General features: G+C 67.5%; 21 protein-coding genes. 6 read left to right on the forward strand and 15 right to left on the reverse strand.

Annotated features, from left to right (window positions below; translation table 11 throughout):
• Positions 1–70: 70 nt before the first annotated feature.
• Both ACW6W5_RS10605 and ACW6W5_RS10610 read right to left on the reverse strand, forming a co-directional pair.
• On the reverse strand, positions 71–532 hold the full coding sequence (locus ACW6W5_RS10605) for a hypothetical protein (RefSeq protein WP_428999833.1): 462 nt from the start codon (positions 530–532) through the stop codon (positions 71–73).
• Positions 533–778: 246 nt separating this feature from the next.
• Positions 779–1,762, reverse strand: coding sequence for a LysR family transcriptional regulator (locus ACW6W5_RS10610; protein WP_121039345.1), 984 nt, complete (start codon positions 1,760–1,762; stop codon positions 779–781).
• 238 nt (positions 1,763–2,000) lie between these two features.
• Between ACW6W5_RS10610 and cysK the strand changes: the two genes are divergently transcribed.
• Together cysK and ACW6W5_RS10620 are read left to right on the forward strand one after the other, a co-directional pair.
• Positions 2,001–2,960 carry a cysteine synthase A gene (cysK, locus tag ACW6W5_RS10615; protein ID WP_121039348.1) on the forward strand — a complete coding sequence of 320 codons (960 nt, stop codon included), beginning with the start codon at positions 2,001–2,003 and terminating at the stop codon, positions 2,958–2,960.
• 237 nt (positions 2,961–3,197) lie between these two features.
• Positions 3,198–3,797 carry an O-acetyl-ADP-ribose deacetylase gene (locus ACW6W5_RS10620; RefSeq protein ID WP_152152510.1) on the forward strand — a complete coding sequence of 200 codons (600 nt, stop codon included), beginning with the start codon at positions 3,198–3,200 and terminating at the stop codon, positions 3,795–3,797.
• 69 nt (positions 3,798–3,866) lie between these two features.
• Here ACW6W5_RS10620 and ACW6W5_RS10625 read toward each other — a convergent pair whose 3' ends face one another.
• From ACW6W5_RS10625 to gap, 7 genes are all read right to left on the reverse strand, one after another.
• Complete coding sequence (locus ACW6W5_RS10625) at positions 3,867–4,871, reverse strand: class I fructose-bisphosphate aldolase (protein ID WP_121039354.1); 1,005 nt, start codon at positions 4,869–4,871, stop codon at positions 3,867–3,869.
• Between the two features lie 246 nt (positions 4,872–5,117).
• The gene (gene pyk / locus ACW6W5_RS10630) at positions 5,118–6,584 is read right to left on the reverse strand and encodes a pyruvate kinase (protein WP_152152512.1); all 1,467 of its coding nucleotides are present in this window, start codon (positions 6,582–6,584) and stop codon (positions 5,118–5,120) included.
• Between the two features lie 213 nt (positions 6,585–6,797).
• Entirely contained in the window at positions 6,798–7,439 is a 642-nt protein-coding gene (locus tag ACW6W5_RS10635) for an HAD-IA family hydrolase (protein ID WP_152152514.1), read from the reverse strand.
• Complete coding sequence (locus ACW6W5_RS10640; RefSeq protein WP_152152516.1) at positions 7,436–8,611, reverse strand: phosphoglycerate kinase; 1,176 nt, start codon at positions 8,609–8,611, stop codon at positions 7,436–7,438. Before ACW6W5_RS10640 ends, ACW6W5_RS10635 begins: the two co-directional genes overlap by 4 nt.
• Before the next feature lie 114 nt (positions 8,612–8,725).
• Positions 8,726–10,096 carry a DUF3999 domain-containing protein gene (locus ACW6W5_RS10645; RefSeq protein ID WP_152152518.1) on the reverse strand — a complete coding sequence of 457 codons (1,371 nt, stop codon included), beginning with the start codon at positions 10,094–10,096 and terminating at the stop codon, positions 8,726–8,728.
• On the reverse strand, positions 10,096–12,768 hold the full coding sequence (locus ACW6W5_RS10650; protein WP_152152520.1) for a DUF2339 domain-containing protein: 2,673 nt from the start codon (positions 12,766–12,768) through the stop codon (positions 10,096–10,098). The genes ACW6W5_RS10645 and ACW6W5_RS10650 overlap by 1 nt, the downstream gene beginning before the upstream one ends.
• Before the next feature lie 176 nt (positions 12,769–12,944).
• Positions 12,945–13,946 carry a type I glyceraldehyde-3-phosphate dehydrogenase gene (gene gap, locus ACW6W5_RS10655; protein WP_121039371.1) on the reverse strand — a complete coding sequence of 334 codons (1,002 nt, stop codon included), beginning with the start codon at positions 13,944–13,946 and terminating at the stop codon, positions 12,945–12,947.
• A gap of 200 nt (positions 13,947–14,146) precedes the next feature.
• Here gap and ACW6W5_RS10660 point away from each other — a divergent pair, with 200 nt between their 5' ends.
• Entirely contained in the window at positions 14,147–14,776 is a 630-nt protein-coding gene (locus ACW6W5_RS10660) for an OmpW/AlkL family protein (protein WP_121039374.1), read from the forward strand.
• 78 nt (positions 14,777–14,854) lie between these two features.
• Here the strand turns inward: ACW6W5_RS10660 and ACW6W5_RS10665 are convergent, their stop codons facing one another.
• A complete protein-coding gene (locus tag ACW6W5_RS10665) occupies positions 14,855–15,553 on the reverse strand; it encodes an aspartate/glutamate racemase family protein (protein WP_152152522.1) in 699 nt (232 codons plus the stop codon).
• Positions 15,554–15,672: 119 nt separating this feature from the next.
• Between ACW6W5_RS10665 and ACW6W5_RS10670 the strand changes: the two genes are divergently transcribed.
• Both ACW6W5_RS10670 and ACW6W5_RS10675 read left to right on the forward strand, forming a co-directional pair.
• Positions 15,673–16,488: a S1/P1 nuclease gene (locus ACW6W5_RS10670; protein ID WP_152152524.1), complete on the forward strand. Its 816-nt coding sequence runs from the start codon at positions 15,673–15,675 to the stop codon at positions 16,486–16,488.
• 10 nt (positions 16,489–16,498) lie between these two features.
• Positions 16,499–17,305, forward strand: coding sequence for an MBL fold metallo-hydrolase (locus tag ACW6W5_RS10675; protein ID WP_152152526.1), 807 nt, complete (start codon positions 16,499–16,501; stop codon positions 17,303–17,305).
• Positions 17,306–17,361: 56 nt separating this feature from the next.
• Here ACW6W5_RS10675 and ACW6W5_RS10680 read toward each other — a convergent pair whose 3' ends face one another.
• The 3 genes from ACW6W5_RS10680 to ACW6W5_RS10690 are packed head-to-tail and all read right to left on the reverse strand — an operon-like array spanning position 17,362 to position 19,491.
• Entirely contained in the window at positions 17,362–17,931 is a 570-nt protein-coding gene (locus ACW6W5_RS10680) for a hypothetical protein (RefSeq protein ID WP_152152603.1), read from the reverse strand.
• Positions 17,928–19,133 (reverse strand): M56 family metallopeptidase, encoded by a 1,206-nt coding sequence (locus ACW6W5_RS10685; RefSeq protein ID WP_152152528.1) that lies wholly within the window; start codon positions 19,131–19,133, stop codon positions 17,928–17,930. The genes ACW6W5_RS10680 and ACW6W5_RS10685 overlap by 4 nt, the downstream gene beginning before the upstream one ends.
• Complete coding sequence (locus ACW6W5_RS10690) at positions 19,126–19,491, reverse strand: BlaI/MecI/CopY family transcriptional regulator (protein ID WP_121039391.1); 366 nt, start codon at positions 19,489–19,491, stop codon at positions 19,126–19,128. Before ACW6W5_RS10690 ends, ACW6W5_RS10685 begins: the two co-directional genes overlap by 8 nt.
• Before the next feature lie 214 nt (positions 19,492–19,705).
• On the opposite strand from ACW6W5_RS10690, the gene ACW6W5_RS10695 reads away from it, so the two are divergent.
• Positions 19,706–21,658: an acetyl-CoA hydrolase/transferase C-terminal domain-containing protein gene (locus ACW6W5_RS10695; RefSeq protein WP_152152530.1), complete on the forward strand. Its 1,953-nt coding sequence runs from the start codon at positions 19,706–19,708 to the stop codon at positions 21,656–21,658.
• Positions 21,659–21,791: 133 nt separating this feature from the next.
• Here the strand turns inward: ACW6W5_RS10695 and tkt are convergent, their stop codons facing one another.
• Positions 21,792–23,801 carry a transketolase gene (gene tkt, locus ACW6W5_RS10700; RefSeq protein WP_152152532.1) on the reverse strand — a complete coding sequence of 670 codons (2,010 nt, stop codon included), beginning with the start codon at positions 23,799–23,801 and terminating at the stop codon, positions 21,792–21,794.
• 151 nt (positions 23,802–23,952) lie between these two features.
• Positions 23,953–25,296 carry a dicarboxylate/amino acid:cation symporter gene (locus ACW6W5_RS10705; protein ID WP_152152534.1) on the reverse strand — a complete coding sequence of 448 codons (1,344 nt, stop codon included), beginning with the start codon at positions 25,294–25,296 and terminating at the stop codon, positions 23,953–23,955.
• Between the last annotated feature and the right edge of the window lie 47 nt (positions 25,297–25,343).

A 25,343-nucleotide genomic window follows, 5' to 3' on the forward strand; every position in this document is an offset into this window, starting at 1 on the left:
GGTGGAACTCCAGAAAAGCACGCAGGCACGCGCCGCCATCACGGCGACACAGGCAGAAAAGGCGGTGGTTTCAGGAGATCGCGGGCGGGCCGCGTGCGGCGTGGGCGGGCCAGCGCAGGCTGCGTGGCGTGGGCACCGCGCGCAGCACGCGCGGTGCAATGACCGGCATCGCCGGCAACAGCAGGATCAGCACCGCCAGCCACGGCATCAGCCGCGAGGCCATCATGCAGTACTCGCAGGCGTCGCCATGCCCGGCATGCTCGCTCATCGGTGGCGACGATGCGGGGGTGTCGTGGGCGCTTGGCAGGGCGTGCATCGGCATGGGCTGCATCGCCATGTCATGGCGCGCCATGTCGTGCTGCTGCATGTCGTGGTGGTGCACGTCGCGCTGCGCGATGTCGTGCTGCATGTCGTGCCCGGCGTGGGCATCGGGCGGCACCGGCATCGCGTGGGTCATGCCGGTCGGCATCAGCATCACCGGCGCCTCGGCGTGCGCCTGCTGCCAGCGGCTGACCAGCGGCGCCAGCGCCATCAGCAACGTCGCCACGAAGGCAAGCTGCAACAGGACGGCATACGGGCGACGGCGGACGTTCACCCCGTCATGGTAGCGCCCGAGCGTTGGCCGGCCCACCCGAAGCCCTGCGACCAACCGTCGCAGCAGCCCATTCGAAGCGCCCACCGAACCCCTCACCCCTCTGGAGAAAAGCCCCCTTCTGTTGAAGGGGGCGCGCCAACGGCTCGGGGTAGAGGGGGAATGCGCGGGCAGCCATCACCGTCGCTAGACGGTGATGGTCTGCGTCAGTGATTCCCAGGTCGGCGGCAGCGGCCAGTTGGCTTCCTGGTTGCCGTCGATCACCCGGCGCAGGTCGCGGGTGTCGATCTGTGGGGCGAGCACATGCACCAGTTCGAGCGCGTAATCGCGCAGTACGCGATCGCGCGGCAGCACGGCCCAGGCGATGCACTCGTCGATCGGCGCCGGGGCCGGCCAGGACCGCAGGTCTTCATCGCTGGCGTTGACCGCCATTTCCGCCAGCAGGCCCACGCCCAGGCCGGTGCGCACATACGTCTTGATCAGGTCCGCATCGAGGGCGGTCAAGGCGATGTCCGGGGTCAGCCCGGCGCTGGCGAAGGCGCGCTGCAGCGAGGAGCTGCCGCGGGTGGAGGATTCGTAGCTGATCAGCGGGTGGCTGGCGAGCGCCTGCAGGTCCGGCGCGGCGCCCGGGCGGTCCAGCGCGTGCCCGCGCGGCACCAGCACCAGCCGGCGCCAGCGGTACAGCGGAATGGCCAAGCCGGCAGTGGGCTCACCGCCGGCGGTGCTGATGATGGCGATGTCCGCGTCGCCCTGGCTGAGCAGGTCCAGCGCATCGCTTTCCGCCGCCTGCTGCAGATGCACGCTGACCTGCGGGTAGGCCTGCTTGATCCGCGCCACTGCCGGCGGCAGCACGAAGCGCGCCTGGGTATGCGTGGTGGTGAGCACCAGTTGGCCCTGGCTTTCACGGCGCTGGTTGGCCGCATAGGTGCGGATGTTGTTGGCCTCGCCCAGGACAGCGCGGGCGCGGCCGATCACTTCCACGCCGGCCGGGGTCACCGCTTCCAGGCTGCGGCCCTTGCGCACGAACAGCAGGAACCCGAGTTCATCCTCCAACTGCTTGAGCTGTTTGGACAGGCCGGGCTGGGTGGCGTGCACACGGGACGCCGCCAGCGTGATGTTCAGCTCGGCGTCGGCAATGGCGACCAGGTAGCGAAGTTGGGTCAGCGTCATGGGCGGGCGATACGGCGCATGGAGAGGGGCCATCCGACTGTAGGGCAAATGCCGTCACCAGCTTATAACCAAACGTTGTTTAAGAAGGTAATCAGGTCATTTCGCGCGGTCATATGCCAGCGGTACGGTCTGACCGACCCCGGCCCGGCCGCGCGCGGGCGCCTTGCGCCGCCACCGGCCCGACCCTTTCCCCTGCCGCACGGCCCCCGGGCGGCAACGACTTCTGCGGAGCATTCCCATGGCCCTGTACGACTCCATCCTGGACACCATCGGCAACACCCCGGTGGTGCGCCTGCACCGTCTCGCCCCCGAGCACGTCACCCTGTATGCGAAGGTCGAGTCGTTCAATCCCGGCGGCTCGGTCAAGGACCGTCTGGCGCTGGCGATCATTCTCGACGCCGAGGCCAAGGGCCTGCTCAAGCCCGGCGATACCATCGTGGAAGCGACCTCGGGCAACACCGGCGTGGCGCTGGCGATGGTGGCCGCCGCGCGCGGCTACAAGTTCGTGGCCACGATGGTGGAGACCTTCTCGATCGAGCGCCGCAAGCTCATGCGCGCCTACGGCGCCAAGGTGATCCTGACCCCGGCCGCCGAGCGCGGCTCGGGCATGGTCCGCCGTGCGAAGGAACTGGCCGAGGAACACGGCTGGTTCCTGGCCAGCCAGTTCGCCAACCCGGCCAACCCGGCCTATCACCGCAACACCACCGCCCCGGAAATCCTGCGCGACTTCGCCGGCAAGCGGCTGGACTACTTCGTGACCGGCTGGGGCACCGGCGGCACCCTGACCGGGGTCGGCGAAGTGCTCAAGGTCGCGCGACCCGAGACCCGCATCGTCGCCACCGAGCCGGAAGGCGCCGCCCTGCTCAAGGGCGATGAGTGGAAGCCGCACAAGATCCAGGGCTGGACCCCCGACTTCGTGCCGGAAGTGCTCAACCGCGGTGTCTACGATGAACTGCTGACCATCGACGACGCGCGCGCCATCGAAACCTCGCGCCGGCTCGCGGCCGAGGAAGGCATCTTCGTGGGCATCTCGGCCGGTGCCACGGTCGCCAGCGCGCTGGACATCGCCGCCAAGGCCGCACCCGGCGCGGTGATCCTGGCGATGCTGCCCGACACGGGTGAGCGCTACTTCTCCACCCCGCTGTTTGCCGACATCAACGAAGGCTCCGACGACGACTGGCTGGCCGGTCTGCCCTGATCTGCCCGTTGGTCCGCAGGAAGGAAGCGCCCGCCCTGATCGGCGGGCGTTTTGCATGGGGCGCTTCATCTGCGGTGAAGCGATCCGGCGGCATCGTGTGAAGGTCAGCCAGCGCTCGCCGGGTCGCACTGCCTGAGACGACGATGACGCAGCCTAGATGTCCTGCAGGTTACGGTGCAGGTCAGGCACGTCATTTCGTTGTATGGACCCGGTATCAGTACGTAAGGAGCGGTACGCATGAAGATCGAAGTGTGGCAGGGCGACATCACGACCCTGGCGGTGGATGCGATCGTCAATGCGGCCAACGAATCCCTGCTGGGCGGCGGCGGCGTGGACGGCGCGATCCATCGCGCGGCCGGTCCGCAGCTGCTCGACGCCTGCCGCGCCCTGCCGGAGATCCGCCCCGGCATGCGCTGCCCGACCGGTGAGGTGCGCCAGACGCCCGCCTTCGAGCTGCCGGCCAGGCATGTGTTCCACACCGTCGGCCCGGTCTGGCAGGACGGTCTGCGCGACGAGCCGGCACTGCTGGCCAATTGCTACTGGAAATCGCTGCAGCTGGCCGAAAAGCTGGATCTGGAATCGATCGCCTTCCCGGCGATCAGCTGCGGCGTGTTCGGCTATCCGCTGCACCAGGCCGCCCACATCGCCGCCACCGAAACCCTGACCTGGCAGCGCTCGCATCGCCAGCCGCGCCGGATCATCCTGGTGGCCTACAACGCGGCGACGTGCAAGGCCTACCAATCGGCGCTGGCCGCGCTGGGTCAGCCGGTCGAACCGTCAACCTCGGCGATCTTCGCGCCACTGGCGCTCGGGTTGCCGCCGGCCGCGGCGCACTGAGCAGACCACCGCGCAAACAAAAACGCCGGCACAAGGCCGGCGTTTCCGTTGACGGTGGTCAGGCGTGAATCAGCCGTTCCACTTGCCCAGGGCGGCCTGGCCGTTTTCCTTGGCGCGATCGAAGATCGTCTGCTGCGCCTTGGCAACGTTGGCCTTGGTGTCCTTGGCCCACAGCTTCAGCGCGGCCTGCTGCATGGCGCGGCCGTAGGAGAAGCTCAGCGGCCACGGCAGGTTGCCCATCTGGTTCATGGCGTTCAGATGCGCGGTGGACTGCTCATCGCTCTGGCCACCGGACAGGAACACCACGCCCGGCAGGATCGCCGGCACGGTGCTCTTGAGGCACATCACGGTCGACTCGGCCACTTCCTCGACGTCGGCCTGCTCTTCGCAGCCCTTGCCGGAGATGACCATCGAGGCCTTCAGGATGGTGCCTTCCAGCAGCACGTTCTGCTGGTACAGCGCGTCGAACAGCGAACGCAGGGTGGCTTCGGTGACTTCGTAGCAGGTCTCGATGTCGTGGTCGCCGTCCATGATCACTTCCGGCTCGACCATCGGCACCAGGCCGCATTCCTGGCACAGCGCCGCATAACGGGCCAGCGCGTGGGCGTTGGACTCGATGCAGGTGCCCGACGGGATGCTTTCACCGATGTTGATGACTGCACGCCACTTGGCGAAGCGCGCACCCAGCTTGTAGTACTCCTGCAGGCGCTCGCGCAGGCCGTCCAGGCCTTCGGTGACCAGCTCGCCCGGGCAGCCGGCCAGGGCATGGGCGCCCTTGTCGACCTTGATGCCCGGAATGATGCCCTGGGCGGCCATGTACTTGGCGAACGGGACGCCGTCCTTGGTGGACTGACGGATGGTCTCGTCGTACAGGATCGCGCCGGAGATGTGCTCGTTCAGCTTGGGCGTGGTGAGCAGCAGTTCGCGGTAGGCGCGACGGTTCTCCTCGGTGTTCTCCAGGCCGACGCTGGCGAAGCGCTTGCCGATGGTGCCGGTGGATTCGTCGATCGCGATGATGCCCTTGCCCGGGGCGACCATGGCCTGTGCGGTTTCAGCCAGCTGTTCGATGCTCATGTACTTCCTGTGGCGGGTGCGGGAAAACGCCAATTATAGACCCCGCCTCCCGTGAACTGGCCGTCCACGGAATCTGGAAACGATTCCATCCCTAAACGGGCCCAGGGGAGCGAATGTGTCTGGGGGAAAGCCCCCTGAGTGAGGGGGCGGCCGCGAAGCGGCGGGGGTCTGGGAGAGGGTAAGAAGGGCCCACGGTTTGCAGCGCAAACCGTGGGGCGACAGCGCGTATGCGATGACGCGTACCCCTTAGAGTTCGCCCAGGCCGCTCGCACGGCCGTCTTCGCCCACTTCCAGCAGGCGCAGCGTGTTGGTGGCGCCATGGGTTTCCATGTGCTCGCCGCTGGTGAAGACGACGCGGTCGCCGCTCTGCAGCTGGTTCGCTTCGAACAGCAGGCGGATGCTGCCGCGCGCGGCTTCGCGCGGGGTCAGGCCGCGGCTGTCGAAGTTGATCGGGAACACATCGCGCATCAGCGCCATCTGGCGGCGGGCGCCGTCATGGCGGGTCACCGCGAACACCGGTGCCGAGGCACGGAAGCGCGACAGGTACCGCGCGGTGCCACCGGATTCGGTCATCGCCACGATCGCGCGCACGCCCACGTGCTGGGACAGGAACATGGTGGCCATGGCGATCGCCTGGTCGGCACGTTCCAGGTTGCGCGGCGAGGCGCCGAAGTCGGTCTCGGTCTGGAACTGGCGTTCGGCACCGAGGCAGATACGCGCCATCGCTTCGACCGCCTTGACCGGGTACATGCCGGCGGCGGTTTCGGCCGAGAGCATCACCGCATCGGTACCGTCGATGACCGAGTTGGCCACGTCCAGCACTTCGGCACGGGTCGGGATCGGGCTTTCGACCATCGACTGCAGCATCTGGGTGGCGGTGATCACCACCTTGTTCTGCGCCAGCGAGGCCTTGATGATCTTCTTCTGCAGGCCCGGCAATTCGGCATCGCCGATTTCCACGCCTAGATCACCACGCGCGACCATGACCACATCGCTGGCGTCGACGATCTCTTCGAGGTTCTCAATCGCTTCGGTGCGCTCGATCTTGGAGACCAGCGCGGCGTAGCAGCCGTGCGACTCGGCGATCTCGCGCGCGTCGTTCATGTCCTGCGCGTTGCGGCAGAACGAGACGGCGATGAAATCCACGCCGATCTTGGCCACGATGCCGATCAGTTCTTTGTCGCGCTCGGTCAGCGCGCCCAGCGACAGGCCACCGCCCTGCTTGTTCAGGCCCTTGCGGTCGGACAGCACGCCATCGTTGAGCACGGTGTTGATGATGCGCTCGCCCTGCACTTCGGTGACCTGCAGCTGCATCAGGCCATCGTCGAGCAGCAGGATGTCACCGGCCACCACGTCCTGCGGCAGGCCGAGGTAGCTCACGCCCACCTGGGTGGTGTCGCCGGCCGGTGCGTTCGGTGAGGCGACCAGGTCGAAGCGGTCGCCCGCCTTGAGCTTGATCTTGCCTTCGGCGAAACGCTCGATACGGATCTTCGGGCCCGGCAGATCGGCCAGGATGCCCACTTCCACGCCCACGCGGGCGGCGGCGGCACGTACATCGGCAGCGCGCTTGGCCTGGCCGGACGGGTCACCGTGGCTGAAGTTGAGGCGAACCACGTTCACGCCGGCGCGGAAGAGATCCTCCAGCACGCCCGGCGGGTCGGTCGCCGGTCCGAGGGTGGCAAGGATCTTGGTGCGACGCTGACGCTCAATCATGGTTAATGGGCTCCCGTTAAAGGAGTGAAATTAGCACACCCATCACGTCCCATGAATACGATTACACCGCTGGCACGCTTGGGTTTCACCGTTGTCCTGCAGACAGCCCGAGACGACCGGGCGGACAGTCATCTGACCGCCCGCCGGCCAGCGCCAATCGCGGCGGGGCTTTGCGCAGGACATGCGGCGGCGTACGGATCGCCGCCGCGGCCCTCAATCGATCAGCGTGAGCAGGTCGTCCGGTGCCTGCGCGAGGTGCGCCGCCCCGGCCGCCGTGAGCTCTTCGGCACCGCCGAAGCCCCACAAAACGCCGATATTGCGCAGCCCGTGATGACGCGCGCCTTCGATATCCATACGCCGGTCGCCGATCATCCAGCACTGCGCCGGGGTCAGCGACAGCCGACGCAGGGCCTCGGCCACCAGCTGCGGCTTCTCGCTGCGGCTGCCATCCGGGGTCGCGCCGATCACGTCCTCGAAGCAGTCACCGAACGGCAGGTGCTCGACGATGCGCCGGGCGTGCGGCTCGTTCTTGGCGGTGACGATCGCCAGCCGATGGCCGCGATCCTTCAAGGCCTGCACGACCTGGCCGATCCGCGGGTAGACCTCATGCTCGCGCCAGCCGACCACGTCGAAGCGCTCGCGGTAATACGTCACCGCCTGTTCGACCTGGGCCGGATCGTTGAACAACGGCGCGAAGCTGGTGCGCAACGACGGCCCGATCCAGCGCCGCAGTTCGGCCTGTGGCGGGACCGGTTGGCCCATCTGCGTGAGCGCATGCGCCACGCACCCGGTGATCCCGACGGCCGAATCGATCAGCGTGCCGTCGAGATCGAAGAACAGCACAGCGCGGCTCACGAGCCGCGGGCCTCCAGCGCGGCGACGGCCGGCAGGGTCTTGCCTTCCAGGAACTCCAGGAACGCGCCGCCACCGGTGGAGATGTAGCTCACCTCGCCGGCGACGTCGTACTTGTCCACCGCGGCCAGGGTGTCGCCACCACCGGCGATCGAGAACGCCGGCGAGGCCGCGACGGCACGGGCCAGCGCTTCGGTGCCATGGCTGAAGGCCTCGAACTCGAACACGCCGACCGGGCCGTTCCAGACCACGGTGCCGGCCTTGGCGATCAGGCCCGCGTAGTGCTGGGCCGTCTCCGGGCCGATATCCAGGATCAGGTCATCCTCGGCCACGTCGGCGACGGCCTTCACCGTGGCGTCGGCGTCCGGCAGGAACTGCTTGGCCACGACCACGTCGGTCGGCAGCGGGATGTCCGCGCCACGCGCCTTGGCATCGGCCACGATCTTCTTCGCGGTGTCCAGCAGGTCCGGCTCATACAGCGACTTGCCGACCGGGTAACCGGCGGCCGCGATGAAGGTGTTGGCGATGCCACCGCCGACGATCAGCTGGTCGACCTTGCCGACCAGGCTGGAGAGCAGTTCGAGCTTGGTGCTGACCTTGCTGCCGGCCACGATCGCCAGCAACGGCGGGGCCGGGGCGAGCAGCGCCTTGGCCAGCGCGTCCAGTTCGGCCATCAGCAACGGACCGCCAGCGGCGACCGGCGCGAAGCGGATCACGCCGTGGGTGGAGGCCTGCGCGCGGTGCGCGGTGCCGAAGGCATCCATGACGAACACATCGCACAGCGCGGCGTACTTCTTCGCCAGCGCTTCATCGTCCTTGCCTTCGCCGACATTCATGCGGCAGTTTTCCAGCAGCACGATGGAACCCGGCGCGACGTCCACGCCATCGACCCAATCACGCACCAGCGGCACCTGGACACCCAGCAGCTGCGACAGGCGAAGCGCCACCGGGGCCAGCGATTCGGCTTCACTCCACACGCCTTCCTTCGGACGCCCCAGGTGCGAGGTCACCATCACGGCGGCGCCCTTCTCCAGCGCCAGCTTCAGCGTCGGCAGCGACGCGGTGATGCGCTGCTCGGAGGTGATCTGGCCGTTGTCGATCGGCACGTTCAGATCCTGGCGGATCAGCACGCGCTTGCCGGAGAGATCGAGGTCGGTCATGCGAACGATGGACATAAGCAACTCTTTGGCTCTGAAGAAGGAAGGGCGCCGTGCGGCGCAGACGATCATTGTCCCGGCTGAGCGGGTGCATCGCAAATCCATAACAGGGACGGAGGTAGTTAAGCGCGCTTAACTACCCCCGTCCCCGTTAAGACGCGGCTGACGCAGCAGGCTCACCGCGAAGCCACCGACGATCAGCACGCCGATCACCAGCAGCGCCCACAGCAGCCACTGTTTCCAGTCGCGCTGCGGGGCCACTGCGGCATCGCCGGCGAGTACTTCCGGTGCGCCCTGCACGCTTGCCTGCGCCGGTTGCCACTGCGCGCCATGCTGCTCGCGCAGCTGCGCGATCACCGTGGCCACCGGCGCATCCTGGCGCTCGGCACGCACGCTGCCGGCGGCCACCGCAAACGGCGGCTGGCCCTGGCTGAGGAACACCAGCGCTTCGGGCTGGTAGCCAAGCTTGAGCGTCGGTGCCGGCATCGACTGCGGCTGGCCGGCCACCAGCTTCCAGTAACGATCACGCGTACTGCGTGCCAGTGGCTGGGTCTGCGATTGGCGACGGTCGGCGGCGTCCTGCAGCTGATAGGCCACCCACGGGCCGGCGCGCACCTGCCACGGTTGATCGGCATCGTCGCGGCTCAACAGCGTCCACTGCACCACGCTGTTGTCGGCGGTGGCGATATCGGCCTGCGCGATCGGGAAGCGCCCGTCCAGCTGATACTCGAACTCGCCGGGTTTGCCGGCGGTACCGGTCAGCGACTGCCAGCGCCACGCGATCGCCTGCGCGGCCGGCGCCAACTCGGCCTGCACCGTGGACAGCGCCGGCAAGGCATCGGCGCCGATCGGCAGGATCCGGAAGTACTTGGCCTGGCGCGCGATCTCGATGCGGCGCTGCTGCAGGCGGCGGCCTTCGTGCTGCAGGTCCACCAGCGGCACATCGTCGGCGATGCGCAGCCAATCGCGCAGATCGTTGCTCATCTCCACGCGAACGCGCGCCTGCAGTGGCGACTGTGTCTGCCAGTCCAGGCGCAGCGCCTGCACGCCGGTCTTCAGCGCGCTGGCGTCGATCAGCCAGCCGGCCGGTTGCCCGGCCGCGCCACCGCGTCCCAGCCGCGCTTCCACCCGGCGCACGCTGCCGTCGGTATTGCGCTCGGTCAGCAGCTGCAGATCATCGCCGGAGGTACCGGCCATCGGCGGCAATGGGAACCAGGACAGCGTCTGCCATTGTGGCGCCTGCGCCAGTGGCTGATCGGCAGCCAGCAGCGCCGAAGGCAGTGCCTGACCTTGTGCGTTGAACACCTGCACGTCGGCCAGGCGTGGCGACACCGCGGTGCGGTAGACGCCATCGTCGAGCGTCAGCCGGTAGGCACCGGCCTGCGGCTGCGCGAGCTGCAGCGGCCATTGCTGGCGATAGGCCTGGCGGTCATCGGCGGCCTGGGCCTTGGCCAGCGCCGGAAGCGCCAGCGCGGTGAGGAGGATCAGCGGGCGAAAGGTCATCAAGACTGCGGCTCCACGGCCGGGTCCGGCGCGCGCGGCGGCGCCGGTGCCAGATAGCCCACGACCGTGCACAGCAGGCCATAGGCGATGAAAGAAGAAATGCCCAACAGGTTGCCCAGGTGCTGGCGGTCGATCAGCACCAGCTTGGCCAGCACCACGCCCATCAGCACCGCGCCGACCAGCCACAGCACGCGTTGCCCGCGGCGCGAGCCCCACACCCAGCTGATCACGCCGAGCACGCTCCACACCACGGTCAGGCTGGTCTGGGCGAGGGTCGAAGACCACAAGCGTTGGTTCCACGGCACCCCGCCCCAGTGATGCACGGCGTGCAGGGTGATGCTGGTCAGGGCGACGAAGCCGGCAATCGCCAGCACCGGTATGCGCATCGCACGCAGGCCATCCGGCGCCTGCGCAGACCACAGCCAGCGCGCAGCGAGCACCAGAACGGCGAGCTGCGCCAGTTCCACCGGGTTGAGCAGCGGCAGCCACGGCAGCGGTGCTGCGCCGGCCGGGACCAGCAACAGGCCCGCCCAGCTCACGCCAAGCACCGCGAACAACGTGCCCTGCAGCGGCGTGCGCATCGGATCGAAGCGTTCGCCAAGCGGCACCGTCAGCCAGCGCCAGCGCAACAGCGCCACGGCGGTGACGAGCAGCCACGGCAACAGCATCAGGGCCAGGCCCCAACCCTGTGCCAGCGCGAAACGGTCGGCCAGCCACAGGCAGGCCAGCGACACCACGGACGGCCACAGCAACCACCACAGGAACTGCGCCGCCAGCGACGTGCGGTCGTCGCCTGCGCGCAGACACCACAGGCTGCGCACGCCCAGCAGCGCGAACACCGCCCAGGCCAGTGCGCCATAACCGGCGAACGGCTGGTCATGCACATCGGCCTGCCACAGCGCCAACGGGAACGCAGCCAGCACCATCGCCAGCGTGGTGAGCACCAGTGCGCGTGCCGGCCAGCGCCGATGCATCTCGGCGGCCAGCCAACCGGTGACGGCCGCGGCGATCAGCAGCGCATCGGGCTCGCTGCGGTGGGCGACGAAGCGCAGGATCTCGTGGCTGATACTGCCCAGCCACCACAGCAAGCCCCACAGGTAGTACACGATGGCCGGCGACTGCTGCTGCGCGCGGCGATAGCTGAAGGCCGCCGCGAAACCAGCCACCGCCAGCAGCAGGCCGCTCATGAAGGTCGGGTTGGCGATGGCCGTGGCGTCCAGATGCCAGTAATCGGCACCGACCACGAAGCCGAACGCGGCGCCCAGGGTCAACAACGCACCGGTGACCTGCGGCAGCCAGCGCTGCTGTCGCAGCCCCAGCCAGGCCAGGGCCGCCCCTTCCAGAGCGAACACGCTGGCGGTGGCCCGTGCAGACAGCGCCAGCGGCACCGCCAGCGTCGCAAAGCCCACCGCGAGCACCGCATGCGACTGACCCAGTGCGGCATAGCGCTCGCGCTTGATCAGCACCCACGCCAATCCCGCATACAACGCGGCCAGTGCCAGCGAGCACAACGCCAGCAGCAGGCGATCGTCGTGCAGCAGACCGGCCTGCAACGAGAACGCGATCAGCGGCGTACCGAACACCAGGCTGCCATCGATCAGATCGCGTTTCTCCGCACGCTGCCGGCGCGCATAGAGGATCGGAATCAGCAGGTAGAAGGCGAAGAACAGCAGCAGGAACGGCTCGGTGCTGGCGAACTTGTCCGGGCTGTACTGGAGCACGCCCCAGGCGGTACCGATGCCAAAGGTGAAGGCAAAGCCGAGCAGGTTCAGCGCGCGCCACGGTCGCCACCAGGCAATCGCCAGGATCGCCGCGTTGAGCACCGCGTAATACGAGAACAGCGCGACATGATTGCCGCTGCCGGTGGACAGCCAGATCGGCGCCATGAAGCCGGCCAGGATGCCGAGCACGGCCAGCGTGCGCGAGTTCTGCACCACCGCCAGCACGCCCATGCCGGCGATCAGCAGCACGCTGAGCGCGAACGCCGGCGCGGCGGGGATCAGGTCATAGCGCTTGAACGCGGCGAAAATGGTCAGCAGCAGGATGCCGATCGCCCCGCCCTGCAGCGCCAGCGCGAACAGGTGCCGGGTATCGCGCTGCACCCAGCCGAACACCAGCCCGGCCAGCGCCGCCAGCGCGATGGCGGCCAGGCGCAGCTCGATCGGTGCGTTCAACCAGCCCTGGTCGCTGGCGTACTTGAGCAGCGCGGCCACACCGGCCAGCAGCACCAGCATGCCGATCTTGACCGGCACATTGCCCTCGGTGAACCACTGTTTGAGGGTGCCGATGATGCGCTCGCCGATGCCCGGTCCCTGCGGTGCGGCAGGTGCCGGCGGTGGTGCAGACCGGGGCGGCAGCGGGGGCGGCTGCGCCGGTTCGTCCAGTGGCGCAACGCGCGCAGCGGGGGCAGTCACCGCAATGGGTGACGCGTCCGGTGTGCGCGGCGCGGCATCCAACGGCGGGGACACGGTGTCGACCGACGCAATGTCGGCCCAGCGCAGCGGCCGTTCGGGCGCGGCGGGTGCCGGCGTGGCGTCCCAGGCCGAGCCTGCCGCGCGTTGCTCCAGCGCGGCGACGCGGCGGCGCAGGCCGGCGATCATCACCAGCGCCACGATCAGCAGCAGCGGGATCGCCAGCAGTACCAGCACCAGCAGGACAATCAGAGCTTCCATTCCAGGCCATCCTCAAGAGGTCGCCCCGGCTGCACCCGGCAGGCGCAGTGCCAGGGCACGCGGGCCATGCTAAAGGATCGGCGGCACACGCGGGATCACGCCCTGACGGGCGCCCCTGAAACGACAGACCCCGGCACGGGGCCGGGGTCTGTGGAATGACGCAGGGCAGCGCTGGCTTACGCCGCGACGACCTTGACCATTTCCAGGCACTTGTTGGAGTAGCCCCATTCGTTGTCGTACCACGACACCAGCTTGACGAAGGTGCTGTCCAGCGCGATGCCGGCATCGGCGTCGAACACCGAAGTGTGGGTTTCACCGCGGAAGTCGGTTGCCACGACCTTGTCTTCGGTGTAGCCCAGGATGCCCTTCAGCGCGCCTTCGCTCTGCGCCTTCACTTCAGCGCAGATCTCGGCGTAGGTGGCTTCCTTCTCCAGCTCGACGGTCAGATCGACCACCGACACGTCCGAGGTCGGCACGCGGAAGCTCATGCCGGTCAGCTTCTTGTTCAATTCCGGGATCACCACGCCGACGGCCTTGGCCGCACCGGTGGAGGACGGAATGATGTTTTCCAGGATGCCACGGCCACCGCGCCAGTCCTTGTTGGACGGGCCATCGACGGTCTTCTGGGTGGCGGTCGCGGCGTGCACGGTGGTCATCAGGCCACGCTTGATGCCCCACTTGTCGTTGATGACCTTGGCCAGCGGGGCCAGGCAGTTGGTGGTGCACGACGCGTTGGAGACGATCGCCTGGCCGGCGTAGGTCTTGTCGTTCACGCCGAACACGAACATCGGGGTGTCGTCCTTCGACGGTGCCGACAGGATCACCTTCTTGGCGCCCGCGTCGATGTGCTTTTGCGCGGTTTCCTTGGTCAGGAACAGGCCGGTGGATTCGATGACGACGTCCACGCCGACTTCGTCCCACTTCAGGTTGGCCGGGTCGCGTTCCTGGGTCAGGCGGATCTTCTTGCCGTTGACCAGCAGGTCGTTGCCGGAGACTTCCACATCGGCCTTGAAGCGGCCATGCACGGAGTCGTACTTCAGCATGTACGCCAGGTAGTCCGGCTCCAGCAGATCGTTGATGGCGACGATTTCGATGTCATTGCCGAAGTTCAGCACGGCCGAGCGCAGTACGTTGCGTCCGATGCGACCGAAACCGTTGATGCCAACCTTGATTGCCATGTTCACAAGCTCCTGCAGCCGCGACGGTGCGGCGCCGATGGAAAGGGGCGTTCATTCTAGCAGGGCCGGAACCGGCCCGGCCCGGGGAAGACGAATGGGAACCGGTTACAACGGTAAATACCCGGATTGATCCGGATCAAGGCGCGCAGGCGCATGGACGGGAAAACTGGCGCCATTCCAACCCGCCACGAGACCGTCTCATGCGCAAGACCTCCCCCCTCCTGCTCTCCAGCCTGGCCGCCGCCCTGGCGCTGGCCGCCGCCCCCGCCATGGCCCAGTCCAAGGGTGACTGGACGATCGGTGCCGGCGTGCACCAGGTTGCCCCGAAGTCCAACAACGGCTCGCTGGCCGGCGGCACGCTGAAGGTCGATGTGGACAACGACATCAAGCCGACCATCACCGGTGAGTACTTCATCGCCGACAACCTGGGCATCGAGCTCCTGGCCGCGCTGCCGTTCAAGCACGACATCAACATCGCCGGCCTGGGCAACGTGGGCAGCACCAAGCACCTGCCGCCGGTGGTGTCGCTGCAGTATCACTTCAACAGCAAGGGCAAGGTGTCCCCGTTCCTGGGCGCCGGCATCAACTACACCACGTTCTTCAGCGAGAAGACCGGCGGCGCGTTGGCTGGCAGCACGCTGAAGATGGAAGACTCCTGGGGCCTGGCCGCCCATGCCGGCCTGGATTTCGCGATCAACGACAAGGGCTCGCTGCGCGTTGATGTGCGCTGGATGGACATCGACAGCAAGGTGAAGCTCAACGGTGAAAAGATCGGCACCGTCAACATCGACCCGCTCGCCTACGGCGTGTCGTACGTATTCAAGTTCTGATCGGCGGATCAGAACCCAACAAGGCAACACCCTCGCAGCAAGACAGTTTCCCCGGCTTCGGCCGGGGTTTTTTTTGGCTCATTCGGCCAACAGATGCCGCCCCGCCGCCTGCGCATGCAGCGTGGTCGTATCGAACACCGGCACCGTTGCATCCTGCGCGCCGACCAGCAGCATGATCTCCGTGCAGCCCAGGATGATGCCCTGCGCACCGCGGTCCACCAGTCGCTGCATCACCGCCCGGTAGGTCTCGCGCGAGGCCGGCAGCACCTGCCCCTGCACCAGCTCGCCATAGATGATCCGATGCACCGCCGCGCGGTCATCGGCCTCGGGAATCAGCACCTCCAGGCCATGCGCCTGCGTGAGCCGCCCCGTGTAGAAATCCTGCTCCATGGTGAACGCCGTGCCCAGCAACCCCACCCGTTGCAGCCCGGCGGCCTTGATCGCCTCGGCCGTGGGATCGGCGATGTGCAGCAGGGGAATCGGGATCGCCGCCTGCACCGCGTCGGCCATGCGATGCATGGTGTTGGTGCAGATCACGATGGCCGTCGCACCCGCGCCCTGCAGGCGCTGGGCCGCATCGATCATCCGCTGGGTGGCGGTGTCCCAGTCGCCGGCATGCTGCAGTGCCTCGATCTCGGCGAAATCGAACGACCACAGCAGGATCCGGCCCGAGTGCAGGCCGCCCAAGGTGTCGCGCACGTGCGCGTTGATCAGGCGGTAATAGTGGGCCGAGCTTTCCCAGCTCATGCCGCCGATCAGGCCAACGATGTGGGCCATGGGGACCTCCGGATTCCGCCCGATGCGGGGACCCGGCGAGCCTAGCGCAAGCCGCCGGACGCTGCAGCCGGCCAGATCCCGGCAAGCCCGCGCGCGGCCGGCCCGCTAGAATGCCGCGGATGAACATGCCTTCCCTGCTCCCGGCCACCGCCCTCGCGCTGGCCCTCACCTTCGTTTCCACCGATGCCCTGGCCTGGGGCGCACAGGGCCACCGCCTGGTGGCGCGGATCGCCGAGACCCGGCTGACCCCGCAGACCCAAGCCGAGGTTGACCGTCTGCTCGCCGCCGAGCCGGACCCGACACTGCACGCCATCGCCCCTTGGGCCGATCAGCTGCGCGCCAAGGATCCGGACCTGGGCAAGCGCTCGGCCGGCTGGCATTACGTCAACATCGGCGAAGACGATTGCCACTATGAAGTGCAGAAGCACTGCAAGAACGGCAACTGCGTGGTCGAGGCGCTGAAGGTACAGACCGCGATTCTCGGCGACCGCAGCAAGTCCGATGCAGAGCGCGCGCAGGCGCTGAAGTTCGTCGTGCATTTCGCCGGCGACATCCACCAGCCGATGCATGCCGGCTACGGCCACGACAAGGGTGGCAACGATTTCCAGGTGCAGTTCAACAACCGCGGTACCAACCTGCACTCGCTGTGGGACAGCGGCATGCTGAACGAGCAGACGCTGGATGACGACCAGTACCTCAAGCGCCTCCTCGCCCTGCCCAAGCCCGCATTCGGCAAGCGCTCCAACATCACTGTCGACGCCGCGCAGTGGGCCGAAGCCAGCTGCCGGATCGCCATTGCACCTGGCGTTTACCCGGACAAGCGTACGCTGGGCCCCAGCTATGCGGCGACCTACCGCCCGGTCGCCGAGCGCGAGCTGCGCGTGGCCGGTGAACGCTTGGCCGTGCTGCTCAACGACACCCTGGGCAAACGCTGAGGTCTGCACCATGTCACTGCACGTCGCCAGTTTCTTCCACCCGGACAGCCACACCTTCAGCTACGTGGTGCATGATCCGGCGACGTTGCAGGCGGCGGTGATCGACCCGGTGCTGGATTACGACCCGGACACCGATGCACTCGGCGCCGGGCCGCTGCAGCCGTTGCTTGCGCATGTGCGCGGGCACGGCCTGCAGGTGCGCTGGCTGCTGGACACCCATGCCCACGCCGACCATGTCAGCGCCGGGCGCTGGCTGAAATCCCAGTGGCCGGATGCGACGCTGGCGATGGGCCAGGGCATCGTGCAGGTGCAGCGCACCTTCGCGCCACGCTACGCGCTGGATGTGCCGACCGATGGCTCGCAGTTCGACCATCTGTTCGCTGACGGCGAGCGCTTCACCCTCGGTGATATCGACGCCGAAGTGATCGCAGTGCCGGGGCACACCAGCGACAGCGTCGCCTATCGCATCGGCGATGCGCTGTTCACCGGCGACTCGCTGTTCATGCCCGACGGCGGCACCGCTCGCTGCGACTTCCCGGGCGGTGACGCGGCGCAGCTGTACCGCTCGATCCAACGGATGTTGGCATTGCCCGATGCGACCCGTGTGTTCATCTGTCATGACTACGGCCCAGGGGGCCGCGAGGTCGCCAATCAGACCACGATCGGCGCGCAGCGCGCGCACAACATCCACCTGCATGACGGCGTCAGCGAAGCCGAGTTTGTCGCCACGCGCCAAGCCCGTGATGCCACTCTGCCCGAGCCGAAACTGATGCAGCCCTCGGTCAAGGCCAACATCCAGGGCGGTCCGGAAAGGTAGCGCCGGCGCTGGCCGGCCCCCCCTGTTGCCCGGTTGGCACACTACGCCTTACCTGTTCAGCGTCCTTGCCGGCGCACCACGTGTTGCCCTTTCACGATCTCGAACGTGAAGCCATACAGCAGACTCACCGGCACCGGTTCGATGCGCTCGGCGCCCTCGCAGTTGCCCCGATCCGTCGGCACGCGCTGCGGAGTGAAATGACAGACGGCCGCGGGCACAAAGCGCCACATCGCCACCGCTTCCTGGGCAGCCTGCATGAGGGGCGCGTTCTCCGGCGCATTGCCGGCGGCACAGTCACTGCGATCGATCACTGGCAGACTGCGTTCGACCTTGCCTTCCGCATCGATCACCAGTTGCAGGCACACCGTCGTCGGTGCCAGCGCGCGGCGCGGATCGCGATCACCGACAGCCGGGTCCGGCCCCGCATTGAGCTGCGGCATCCGGTAACCTTCGGTCGGCCCCAGCTGATACGTCTCCACCTTTCCGCTCCCCTGAGCGCCGACGTTCGGATCCAGACGCTGGTGATCCACGTTCTCGGCACGCGTGTCCACCGTGGTCGACGAGGGGTGACTGGCACAGCCGGCCACCAGCATCGACAGGACCACGGCCAGCGGCCCCCGCTTCACAGCGTCGGGTCCGACGCATCGAGTTCGAATGTCATCGGAATCTTCAACGCCGAGGCAACGGCCTGTCCATTCCGGCGCGCCGGTTCGAACGTCCATTGCTTGGCTGCAGCGATCGAGGCCTCGTCGAACACGCCGGCCGGTGTCGAACTGAGTACCCGGACATCGCCCGGCTTGCCAGCCGCATCGACCTCCACGCGCAACATCACGCTGCCGGAAATGCCCTGATCGAACGCCGCCTTGGGATACGTCGGCGGCGTCAGGTCACGGGCCTGCGCGCCCACATCGCTCGTTGCCGCTTTGGCCTGCGCCGGCTCGGCACCCGCGCCGCCCTGGCTGGCCCAGGCCACCGTGCAGAGCCCGACACACAGCCCGACCACCAGCACCTGGCCGGTCATCCACGGCAATGCCTTCCGCTTGTGTTCCTTCAACATGGCAATACGCTCCTTCAACATCGGTTGGCTGCGCCAGTGGCAGGCCATCGGTGCAACCGGGTGGACCAACTGCGCCTTGAGCAGCGCGTTGGCGTAGAGCCGGCGCAGGGCCGGATGCGGATCGACCGTGCGCGCGTCGCAGGCCAGTTCCTGGTCACGCAGGAAGCGGCGCGCCGCCCACGGCAGCAACGGGTGGAACCAGAACACGCACCGCAGCGCGGCCAGCGCGGCGTTCGCCCAGGGATCGCCATGGCGGCGATGGCTCTGTTCGTGACGCAGGATCAGGTCCTGCTCGGCGGGGCTGAAGCGCTGCTCGAAGTCCGGGCCCACCACGATCCGCGGCCGCCACAGGCCGACCAGCGCCGGCAGGCCCGGGTCGCCACTGGCCTGCCAGCTGCCATCCGTGCGCGGCTGCAGCGCGCCCAGGGCATGCTCGAAGCGGCGCTGCGCGCGCCAACTGATGCCAGCCATCGCCACCGCGCCCAGCAGCCACACCGTCAACAGCAGCAGCGGCCACTGCGAGGCGTCGGTGGGCACGGCCGGCGCGCGCAGGGCCGAGGCCATGACCATCATCGGGGCGGTCTCGGTGATCGTCAGCGGCGGCACCGGCAGGTACGGGACAACCAGCATCAGCGGCAGCAACCACCAGCTGCGGTAGGCCAGCGCTGCGCCCCCCAGGCGCAGCAGCAGGGGCCTGGCGGCGGCCACTACCAGCGTCGCCACCGACAGCCATACGCTGGCCTGCAGCAGTCCATCGAGCAGCTCAGTCATGGTCCAGCGCCTGGATCAGCTGCTTCAGTTCGGCGATGTCCTGCGCGCTGAGCTCGCCGCGCTGGCTGAAATGCGCCACCAGTGGCGCGATGCGGCCGTCGAAGACACGGCCCAGGAAGCCTTCGCTCTGCTCGGCCACCCAGGCCTGGCGCTGCAGCACCGGCGAGTACAGATACCGGCGCCCCTCACGGCCGGCGCTGATCGCGCCCTTGGTCAGCAGCCGGTTGAGCAGGGTCTTGATGGTGGGTTCGGCCCAGTCCCGGCTGGCCAGCGCGGCGACCACCTCGTCGGCGCCCAGCGGGTGGCTGCGCCACAGCACCTCCATCACCACGGCTTCGGCTTCACTGATCTGGCTCATCATTTACATCCGTAATCGACGATTCGATTACGCCCGTAATCAGCACCGGTGTCAACCCTTCGACAGCCGGTTCATGCAGCCGCTGCCAGCATCGGCGCATGCCCCACGGAGCCCTCGATGAGACGCTACCGACCATTCGATGAAGTCTCGCGTCGCCGTCTGTTCAAACCGGAAATGCTGTAATGACCCGCATGATTTCGCAGGATAGCGCCGCATGACCGAACACCTGACCGACCTGGACGCCGCCGTCGACTGGCTGCTGCAGCGGGTCGATGGCCCCCTGCGCATTGGCGCCCCACTCGCCCTGGGCAAGCCGCACCGGCTGCTCAACGCCCTGTATGCCCGTGTGGAAAACGACGCCTCGCGGCCGCTGCAGCTGTATACCGCGCTGTCACTGAACCCGCCGCGCGGCGGTGCCGGGCTGGAAGCACGCTTCATGAAGCCGTTCGCCGAGCGTCATTTCGGGGAGGACTTCCCGCGGCTGGCCTACGCCGATGCAATGGTGCGCGACCAGCTGCCGTCGCATGTGCAGGTGGAAGAGTTCTACATGCAGTCCGGCGCATTGTTGAATTCCTCGCAGGCCCAGCGCAGCTACACCAGCCTGAACTACACGCACGCCGCCGATGCGGTGGCGCAGCGCGCGCCGCATGCAATCGTGCAGAAAGTGGCGATGCGCGCGAATGATCGGCGCCTGTCGCTGTCGTGCAACAACGACATCACCCAGGACACACTGGATGCGATGGTCGCGCGCGGGCTGCCACGCCCGCTGATGATCGCCGAGATCGATCCGCAGCTGCCCTATCTGGCCGGCTCGGCCACGGTGGATGTGTCGTTCTTCGATCTGGTGATCACGCCCCCGGGGCCCTACCCGGCGCTGTTCGGCCTGCCCCGCCAACCGGTCAGCGATGCCGACTACGCGATCGGCCTGTACGCCAGCACGCTGGTGCGCGATGGCGGCACGCTGCAGATCGGCATCGGCACGCTGGCCGATGCGCTCAGCCATGCGCTGGTGCTGCGGCATACCGACAATGCGCGTTACCGCCAGATTCTGCAGGCGCTGGATCCCGGTCTGGCCAACCACCCGACCGTGCTGGAGTGCGGTGGCCTGGAGCCGTTCGAGATCGGTCTGTATGGCTGCAGCGAAATGCTCAACGAAGGCTTCCGCCGGCTGGTCCAGACCGGGGTGATCCGGCGCAAGGTGCATGACGATCTGGCCTTGTTGCAGCGGATCGAGAACGGCACCGCGTGGACCACCGACTACGCCACGCTCGAGGCCGAGGGCGAGTACCTGCACGGCGCGTTCTACCTGGGCTCGCCGGAGTTCTACCAGTGGCTGCGCGACCTGCCCGATGAGGAACGCAGCGCGATCGGCATGCGCCGCATCAGCGAGATCAACCAGCTCTACGGCGGCGATGAAACGCTGGAGCGCATGCAGCGCCGCGATGCGCGCTTCTTCAACTCCTGCATGATGGCCACCGCGCTCGGCGCCGCCGTCTCCGATGCGCTGGAAGACGGCCGCGTGGTCTCCGGCGTGGGCGGCCAGTACAACTTCGTGGCGATGGCGCATGCCCTGCCCGGTGCACGCAGCGCGCTGATCTTCCGCGCCACCCGCGAGGACAAGGGCGTCCTGCACTCCAACGTGCGCTGGAACTACGGGCACGCCACGATCCCACGGCATCTGCGCGACCTCTACATCAACGAGTACGGCATCGCCGACCTGCGCAACATGACCGACGAGGACTGCGTGATCGCCATGGCGGCGATCACCGATGCACAGTTCCAGGCCGCGTTGCTGGACAAGGCGAAGGCCTCGAAGAAGCTGGCGACTGGTTTCACCGCGGCCGGCGATGGGCAGCGCAACACGGCCGCCGCCGTCAGTGCCGCGCTGGCACCGTTCCGCCAGTCCGGCCTGCTGCCGGACTATCCGCTGGGCAGTGATTTCACCGAGGTCGAGCAGCATCTCGTCAAAGCTTTGGGCTGGCTCAAGCAGAACACCCAGACACCGATGGCCAAGCTGCGCACGGTGCTGTCAGCGGTGACGCAACCCGCCGGCGATGGCGATCAGGCCTATCTGCAGCGGATGGGGCTGGAGGCGCCGACGACGTTCGGCGAACGCATCGAGGCGCGGTTGCTGCGGCTGGGGTTGGCGCGCACTGCGGCCGGGTGATGTGTAGATCCACGCCATGCGTGGATCTACCCTCGATCAAGGAGGGCGTGGTGTTTGCCCTTCAACACGCGAAAGGCCGGGGAGATCCCCGGCCTTTCGCGTTGCAGCTACCGGGCAGCGCCCGGCGCCACCATCAGTTCGCCAGCTGCGCCTTGGCCGCAGCCACGACGTGCTCGGCGGTGATGCCGAAGTGCTTGTACAGCGCCTCCGCCGGGGCCGACGCACCGAAGGTGTCGATACCCACCACCGCACCGTCCAGGCCCACGTACTGGCGCCAGAAGCCGGTGACACCGGCTTCCACGGCCACGCGGTTGCGCACGGCGTTGGGCAGCACCGACTCACGGTACGCCGCGTCCTGACGCTCGAAGACATCGGTCGACGGCATCGACACCACGCGGGTCTTGATGCCGGCGGCATCCAGTTCCGCCTTGGCGGTCACGGCCAGGCCCACTTCCGAACCGGTGCCGATCAGGATCACGTCCGGCACGCCACCTTCCGCATCGGCCAGCACATACCCGCCGCGCGCGATCTGGGCGACCTGCTCGGTGCTGCGCGGCTGGTGCGGCAGGTTCTGGCGGCTGAACACCAGGCAGCTCGGGCCGTCCTTGCGGGTGATCGCGGCCTTCCAGCTGACCGCCGATTCGACCGCATCGCACGGGCGCCACACATCGTTGTTCGGGATATAGCGCAGCGAGGCCAGATGCTCCACCGGCTGGTGGGTCGGGCCGTCTTCGCCGAGGCCGATCGAATCGTGCGTGTACACGTGGATCGCGTGGGCCGGGATCAGCGCGCTCATGCGCACGCCGTTGCGGGCGTAATCGCTGAACACCAGGAAGGTGGCGTCGAACGGAATGAACCCGCCATGCAGGGCCAGGCCGTTGGCGATCGCGGTCATGCCGAACTCGCGCACACCGTAGTACACGTAGTTGGCGTTCGGGTCATCGGTGGCGACCGACTTGCTGGCCTTCCACAGGGTCAGGTTGGAATGCGCCAGATCGGCCGAACCGCCCACCAGTTCCGGCAGCAGCGGCGCGAACGCTTCGATCGCCAGCTGCGAGGCCTTGCGCGAGGCGATGGTCTGGCCATCGGCCTGGACCTGGGCGATGTAGGCATCGGCCTTGGCGATGAAATCGGCCGGCAGCTCGCCGTGCGAACGACGGATCAGCTCATCGGCTTCGGCCGGGAACTGCGCGGCGTACTTGTCGAACTGCTGTTCCCACTCGGCCTGGCGCAGGGTGCCGGTACCGCCGGCACGCCAGCCGGCGTAGATTTCTTCCGGAATCTCGAACGGGCCGTACGGCCAGCCCAGCTGCTTGCGGGTCGCTTCCAGCTCATCCTTGCCCAGCGGGGCGCCGTGGCTGGATTCCTTGCCGGCCTTGTTCGGTGAACCGAAGCCGATCGTGGTGCGGCAGCAGATCAAGGTCGGCTTGTCGAACTGCGACAGCGCGCTGTCGATGGCGGCCTTGATGCTGTCCGGATCGTGGCCATCGACGCCGCGCACCACGTTCCAGCCATAGGCTTCGAAACGCTCGGGGGTGTTGTCGGTGAACCAGCCATCGGTGTTGCCGTCGATGGAGATGTGGTTATCGTCCCAGAAGCAGACCAGCTTGGACAGGCCCCAGGTGCCGGCCAGCGAGGCGGCTTCATGCGAGATGCCTTCCATCAGGCAGCCATCGCCCAGGAACACCCAGGTGCGGTGGTCGACGATCTCGTGTTCCGGGCGGTTGTAGCGCTGTGCCAGCAGCTTCTCAGCCAGGGCGAAGCCCACGGCGTTGGCCAGACCCTGACCCAGCGGACCGGTGGTCGTCTCCACGCCGGGGGTTTCATGGTGCTCCGGGTGGCCGGCGGTCTTGCTGCCCAGCTGGCGGAACTGCTTGAGCTGCTCGATCGGCAGGTCGTAGCCGCTCAGGTGCAGCAGCGCGTACTGCAGCATCGAGCCGTGGCCGTTGGACAGCACGAAGCGGTCGCGGTTGAACCACTTGGGATTCTTCGGGTTGTGACGGAGATAGTCGTTCCAGAGCACTTCGGCGATGTCGGCCATGCCCATCGGCATGCCGGGGTGACCGGACTTGGCGGTTTCGACCGCATCAGCGGCAAGGAAGCGGATGGCATTGGCCAACTGGCGGCGGGTAGGCTGCGTCATGGTTCTGTCGGAGTCGGGAGGCTCCCGCGGAGCTGCGGGCAGCCCATTGTCCCACAGGTGATCGGCGGGGTCAGGCCGGAGACAGGCCAGGCCCTTAACGACAACGCCCCGCACAAGGCGGGGCGTCGGGAACCTGCAGGCCTGCGCGGGCTTAGTCGCGCGGGGCGGGTGCCGGGGCCGGGGCCACCGCGGCCACGACCGGACCATCGTCCACCTCGCCCTTGGCCACCAGGGTGGTCAGGGCCAGATCGCCGGTGACGTTCAGCGCGGTACGGCACATGTCCAGGAAGTGGTTCACGCCCAGGATCAGGCCGATGCCCAGCGGGTTCACGCCGACCATGGCGCAGATCATCGCCACCACCGGCAGCGAGCCGGAGGGCACGCCGGCGGTGCCGATGCCGCCCAGGATGCAGACGGCCATGACCATGAACTGCTGGCCGATGCTCAGGTCCACGCCGAAGAACTGCGCCAGGAATATGACCGTCACGCCCTCGAACAGTGCGGTGCCGTTCTGGTTGGCGGTGGCGCCCACGGTCAGCACGAAGCGCGAGACCTTCTGCGGCAGGCCCATCTGGTCGGCCACGCGCAGCGCGGTCGGCAGGGTGGCGTTGCTGGAGGCGGTGGAGAAGGCCATCACGGTGGCCTCCTGGGTGTCGCGGAAGAACGCCAGCGGCGAGCGCCCGGAGAGCCACACGGCCACGCCGTAGGTCACCACCATGTGCAGGCCCAGCGCCAGCACCACCACGCCCACGTAGGCGCCCAGGCGGATGATCAGCTCGAAGCCGAACAGGGCGGCCAGGTTGAACATGAAGCAGGCCACCGCGTACGGGGCCAGGCGGATGACCAGATTGATCAGCGTCATCGAGACTTCGAAGATGCCTTCGATGGCACGACGCAGCGGGGCCACCTTCTCTTCAGGCGAAAGCACCATGCCGATGCCGAACATCAGCGCGAAGAACATCAGCGACAGGATCGCGCTGTTGCTGGAGGCCGCCTCGACCACGTTGCCCGGCACGATCGACAGCAGCATGTCCATGCCCTTCGGCGTGCCATGGATACCGGCGACGATTTCCTTGCTGCGTTCGGCGTTCTCGGCCAGCATCTGCGCGGCCACGACCGGGTCCACGCCCACGCCGGGCTTGAGCACGTTGACCAGCACCAGGCCGATGCCCACGGCGATGCCGGACAGCACGATGGTGTACGCCAGCGTCTTCCAGCCGATGCGGCCAAGGGCGCGGATGTCGCCCATCTCCGACACGCCCATGATCAGCGCCGAGAAGATCAGCGGCACGATCAGCATGAAGATCAGATTGAGGAACAGGCCCGAGGCCGGGGTGGTGATGTAATCCATCACCCACTTGGCACCGGTATGCAGGCCGTCGATGCTGCCACCGAGGGCATGGACGGTCAGCCCGAGGACCAGGCCGATGATGAAGCCAATGCCCATTTTCCAGTGCAAAGGCAGTTTCTGCCGGGTCGTTGCGGCCTCAGTCATGGAGCGGCGTTCCTCGAAAAAATGAAATCAGCTTAGCAAAGCCGGCC

The organism is Stenotrophomonas sp. IS26, assembly GCF_054188265.1.

Bases quoted from the DNA above. Each gene is read 5' to 3' on its own strand.
- ACW6W5_RS10605 (WP_428999833.1), bottom strand. From the start codon at position 532: ATGGCGCTGGCGCCGCTGGTCAGCCGCTGGCAGCAGGCGCACGCCGAG.
- pyk (WP_152152512.1), bottom strand. From the start codon at position 6,584: ATGATTGAGCGTCAGCGTCGCACCAAGATCCTTGCCACCCTCGGACCG.
- ACW6W5_RS10665 (WP_152152522.1), bottom strand. From the start codon at position 15,553: ATGGCCCACATCGTTGGCCTGATCGGCGGCATGAGCTGGGAAAGCTCG.
- ACW6W5_RS10660 (WP_121039374.1), top strand. From the start codon at position 14,147: ATGCGCAAGACCTCCCCCCTCCTGCTCTCCAGCCTGGCCGCCGCCCTG.
- ACW6W5_RS10670 (WP_152152524.1), top strand. From the start codon at position 15,673: ATGAACATGCCTTCCCTGCTCCCGGCCACCGCCCTCGCGCTGGCCCTC.
- ACW6W5_RS10705 (WP_152152534.1), bottom strand. From the start codon at position 25,296: ATGACTGAGGCCGCAACGACCCGGCAGAAACTGCCTTTGCACTGGAAA.
- ACW6W5_RS10625 (WP_121039354.1), bottom strand. From the start codon at position 4,871: ATGAGCATCGAACAGCTGGCTGAAACCGCACAGGCCATGGTCGCCCCG.
- cysK (WP_121039348.1), top strand. From the start codon at position 2,001: ATGGCCCTGTACGACTCCATCCTGGACACCATCGGCAACACCCCGGTG.
- ACW6W5_RS10650 (WP_152152520.1), bottom strand. From the start codon at position 12,768: ATGGAAGCTCTGATTGTCCTGCTGGTGCTGGTACTGCTGGCGATCCCG.
- gap (WP_121039371.1), bottom strand. From the start codon at position 13,946: ATGGCAATCAAGGTTGGCATCAACGGTTTCGGTCGCATCGGACGCAAC.
- ACW6W5_RS10690 (WP_121039391.1), bottom strand. From the start codon at position 19,491: ATGAGCCAGATCAGTGAAGCCGAAGCCGTGGTGATGGAGGTGCTGTGG.
- ACW6W5_RS10695 (WP_152152530.1), top strand. From the start codon at position 19,706: ATGACCGAACACCTGACCGACCTGGACGCCGCCGTCGACTGGCTGCTG.
- ACW6W5_RS10675 (WP_152152526.1), top strand. From the start codon at position 16,499: ATGTCACTGCACGTCGCCAGTTTCTTCCACCCGGACAGCCACACCTTC.
- ACW6W5_RS10645 (WP_152152518.1), bottom strand. From the start codon at position 10,096: ATGACCTTTCGCCCGCTGATCCTCCTCACCGCGCTGGCGCTTCCGGCG.
- ACW6W5_RS10620 (WP_152152510.1), top strand. From the start codon at position 3,198: ATGAAGATCGAAGTGTGGCAGGGCGACATCACGACCCTGGCGGTGGAT.
- ACW6W5_RS10640 (WP_152152516.1), bottom strand. From the start codon at position 8,611: ATGTCCATCGTTCGCATGACCGACCTCGATCTCTCCGGCAAGCGCGTG.
- tkt (WP_152152532.1), bottom strand. From the start codon at position 23,801: ATGACGCAGCCTACCCGCCGCCAGTTGGCCAATGCCATCCGCTTCCTT.
- ACW6W5_RS10685 (WP_152152528.1), bottom strand. From the start codon at position 19,133: ATGACTGAGCTGCTCGATGGACTGCTGCAGGCCAGCGTATGGCTGTCG.
- ACW6W5_RS10610 (WP_121039345.1), bottom strand. From the start codon at position 1,762: ATGACGCTGACCCAACTTCGCTACCTGGTCGCCATTGCCGACGCCGAG.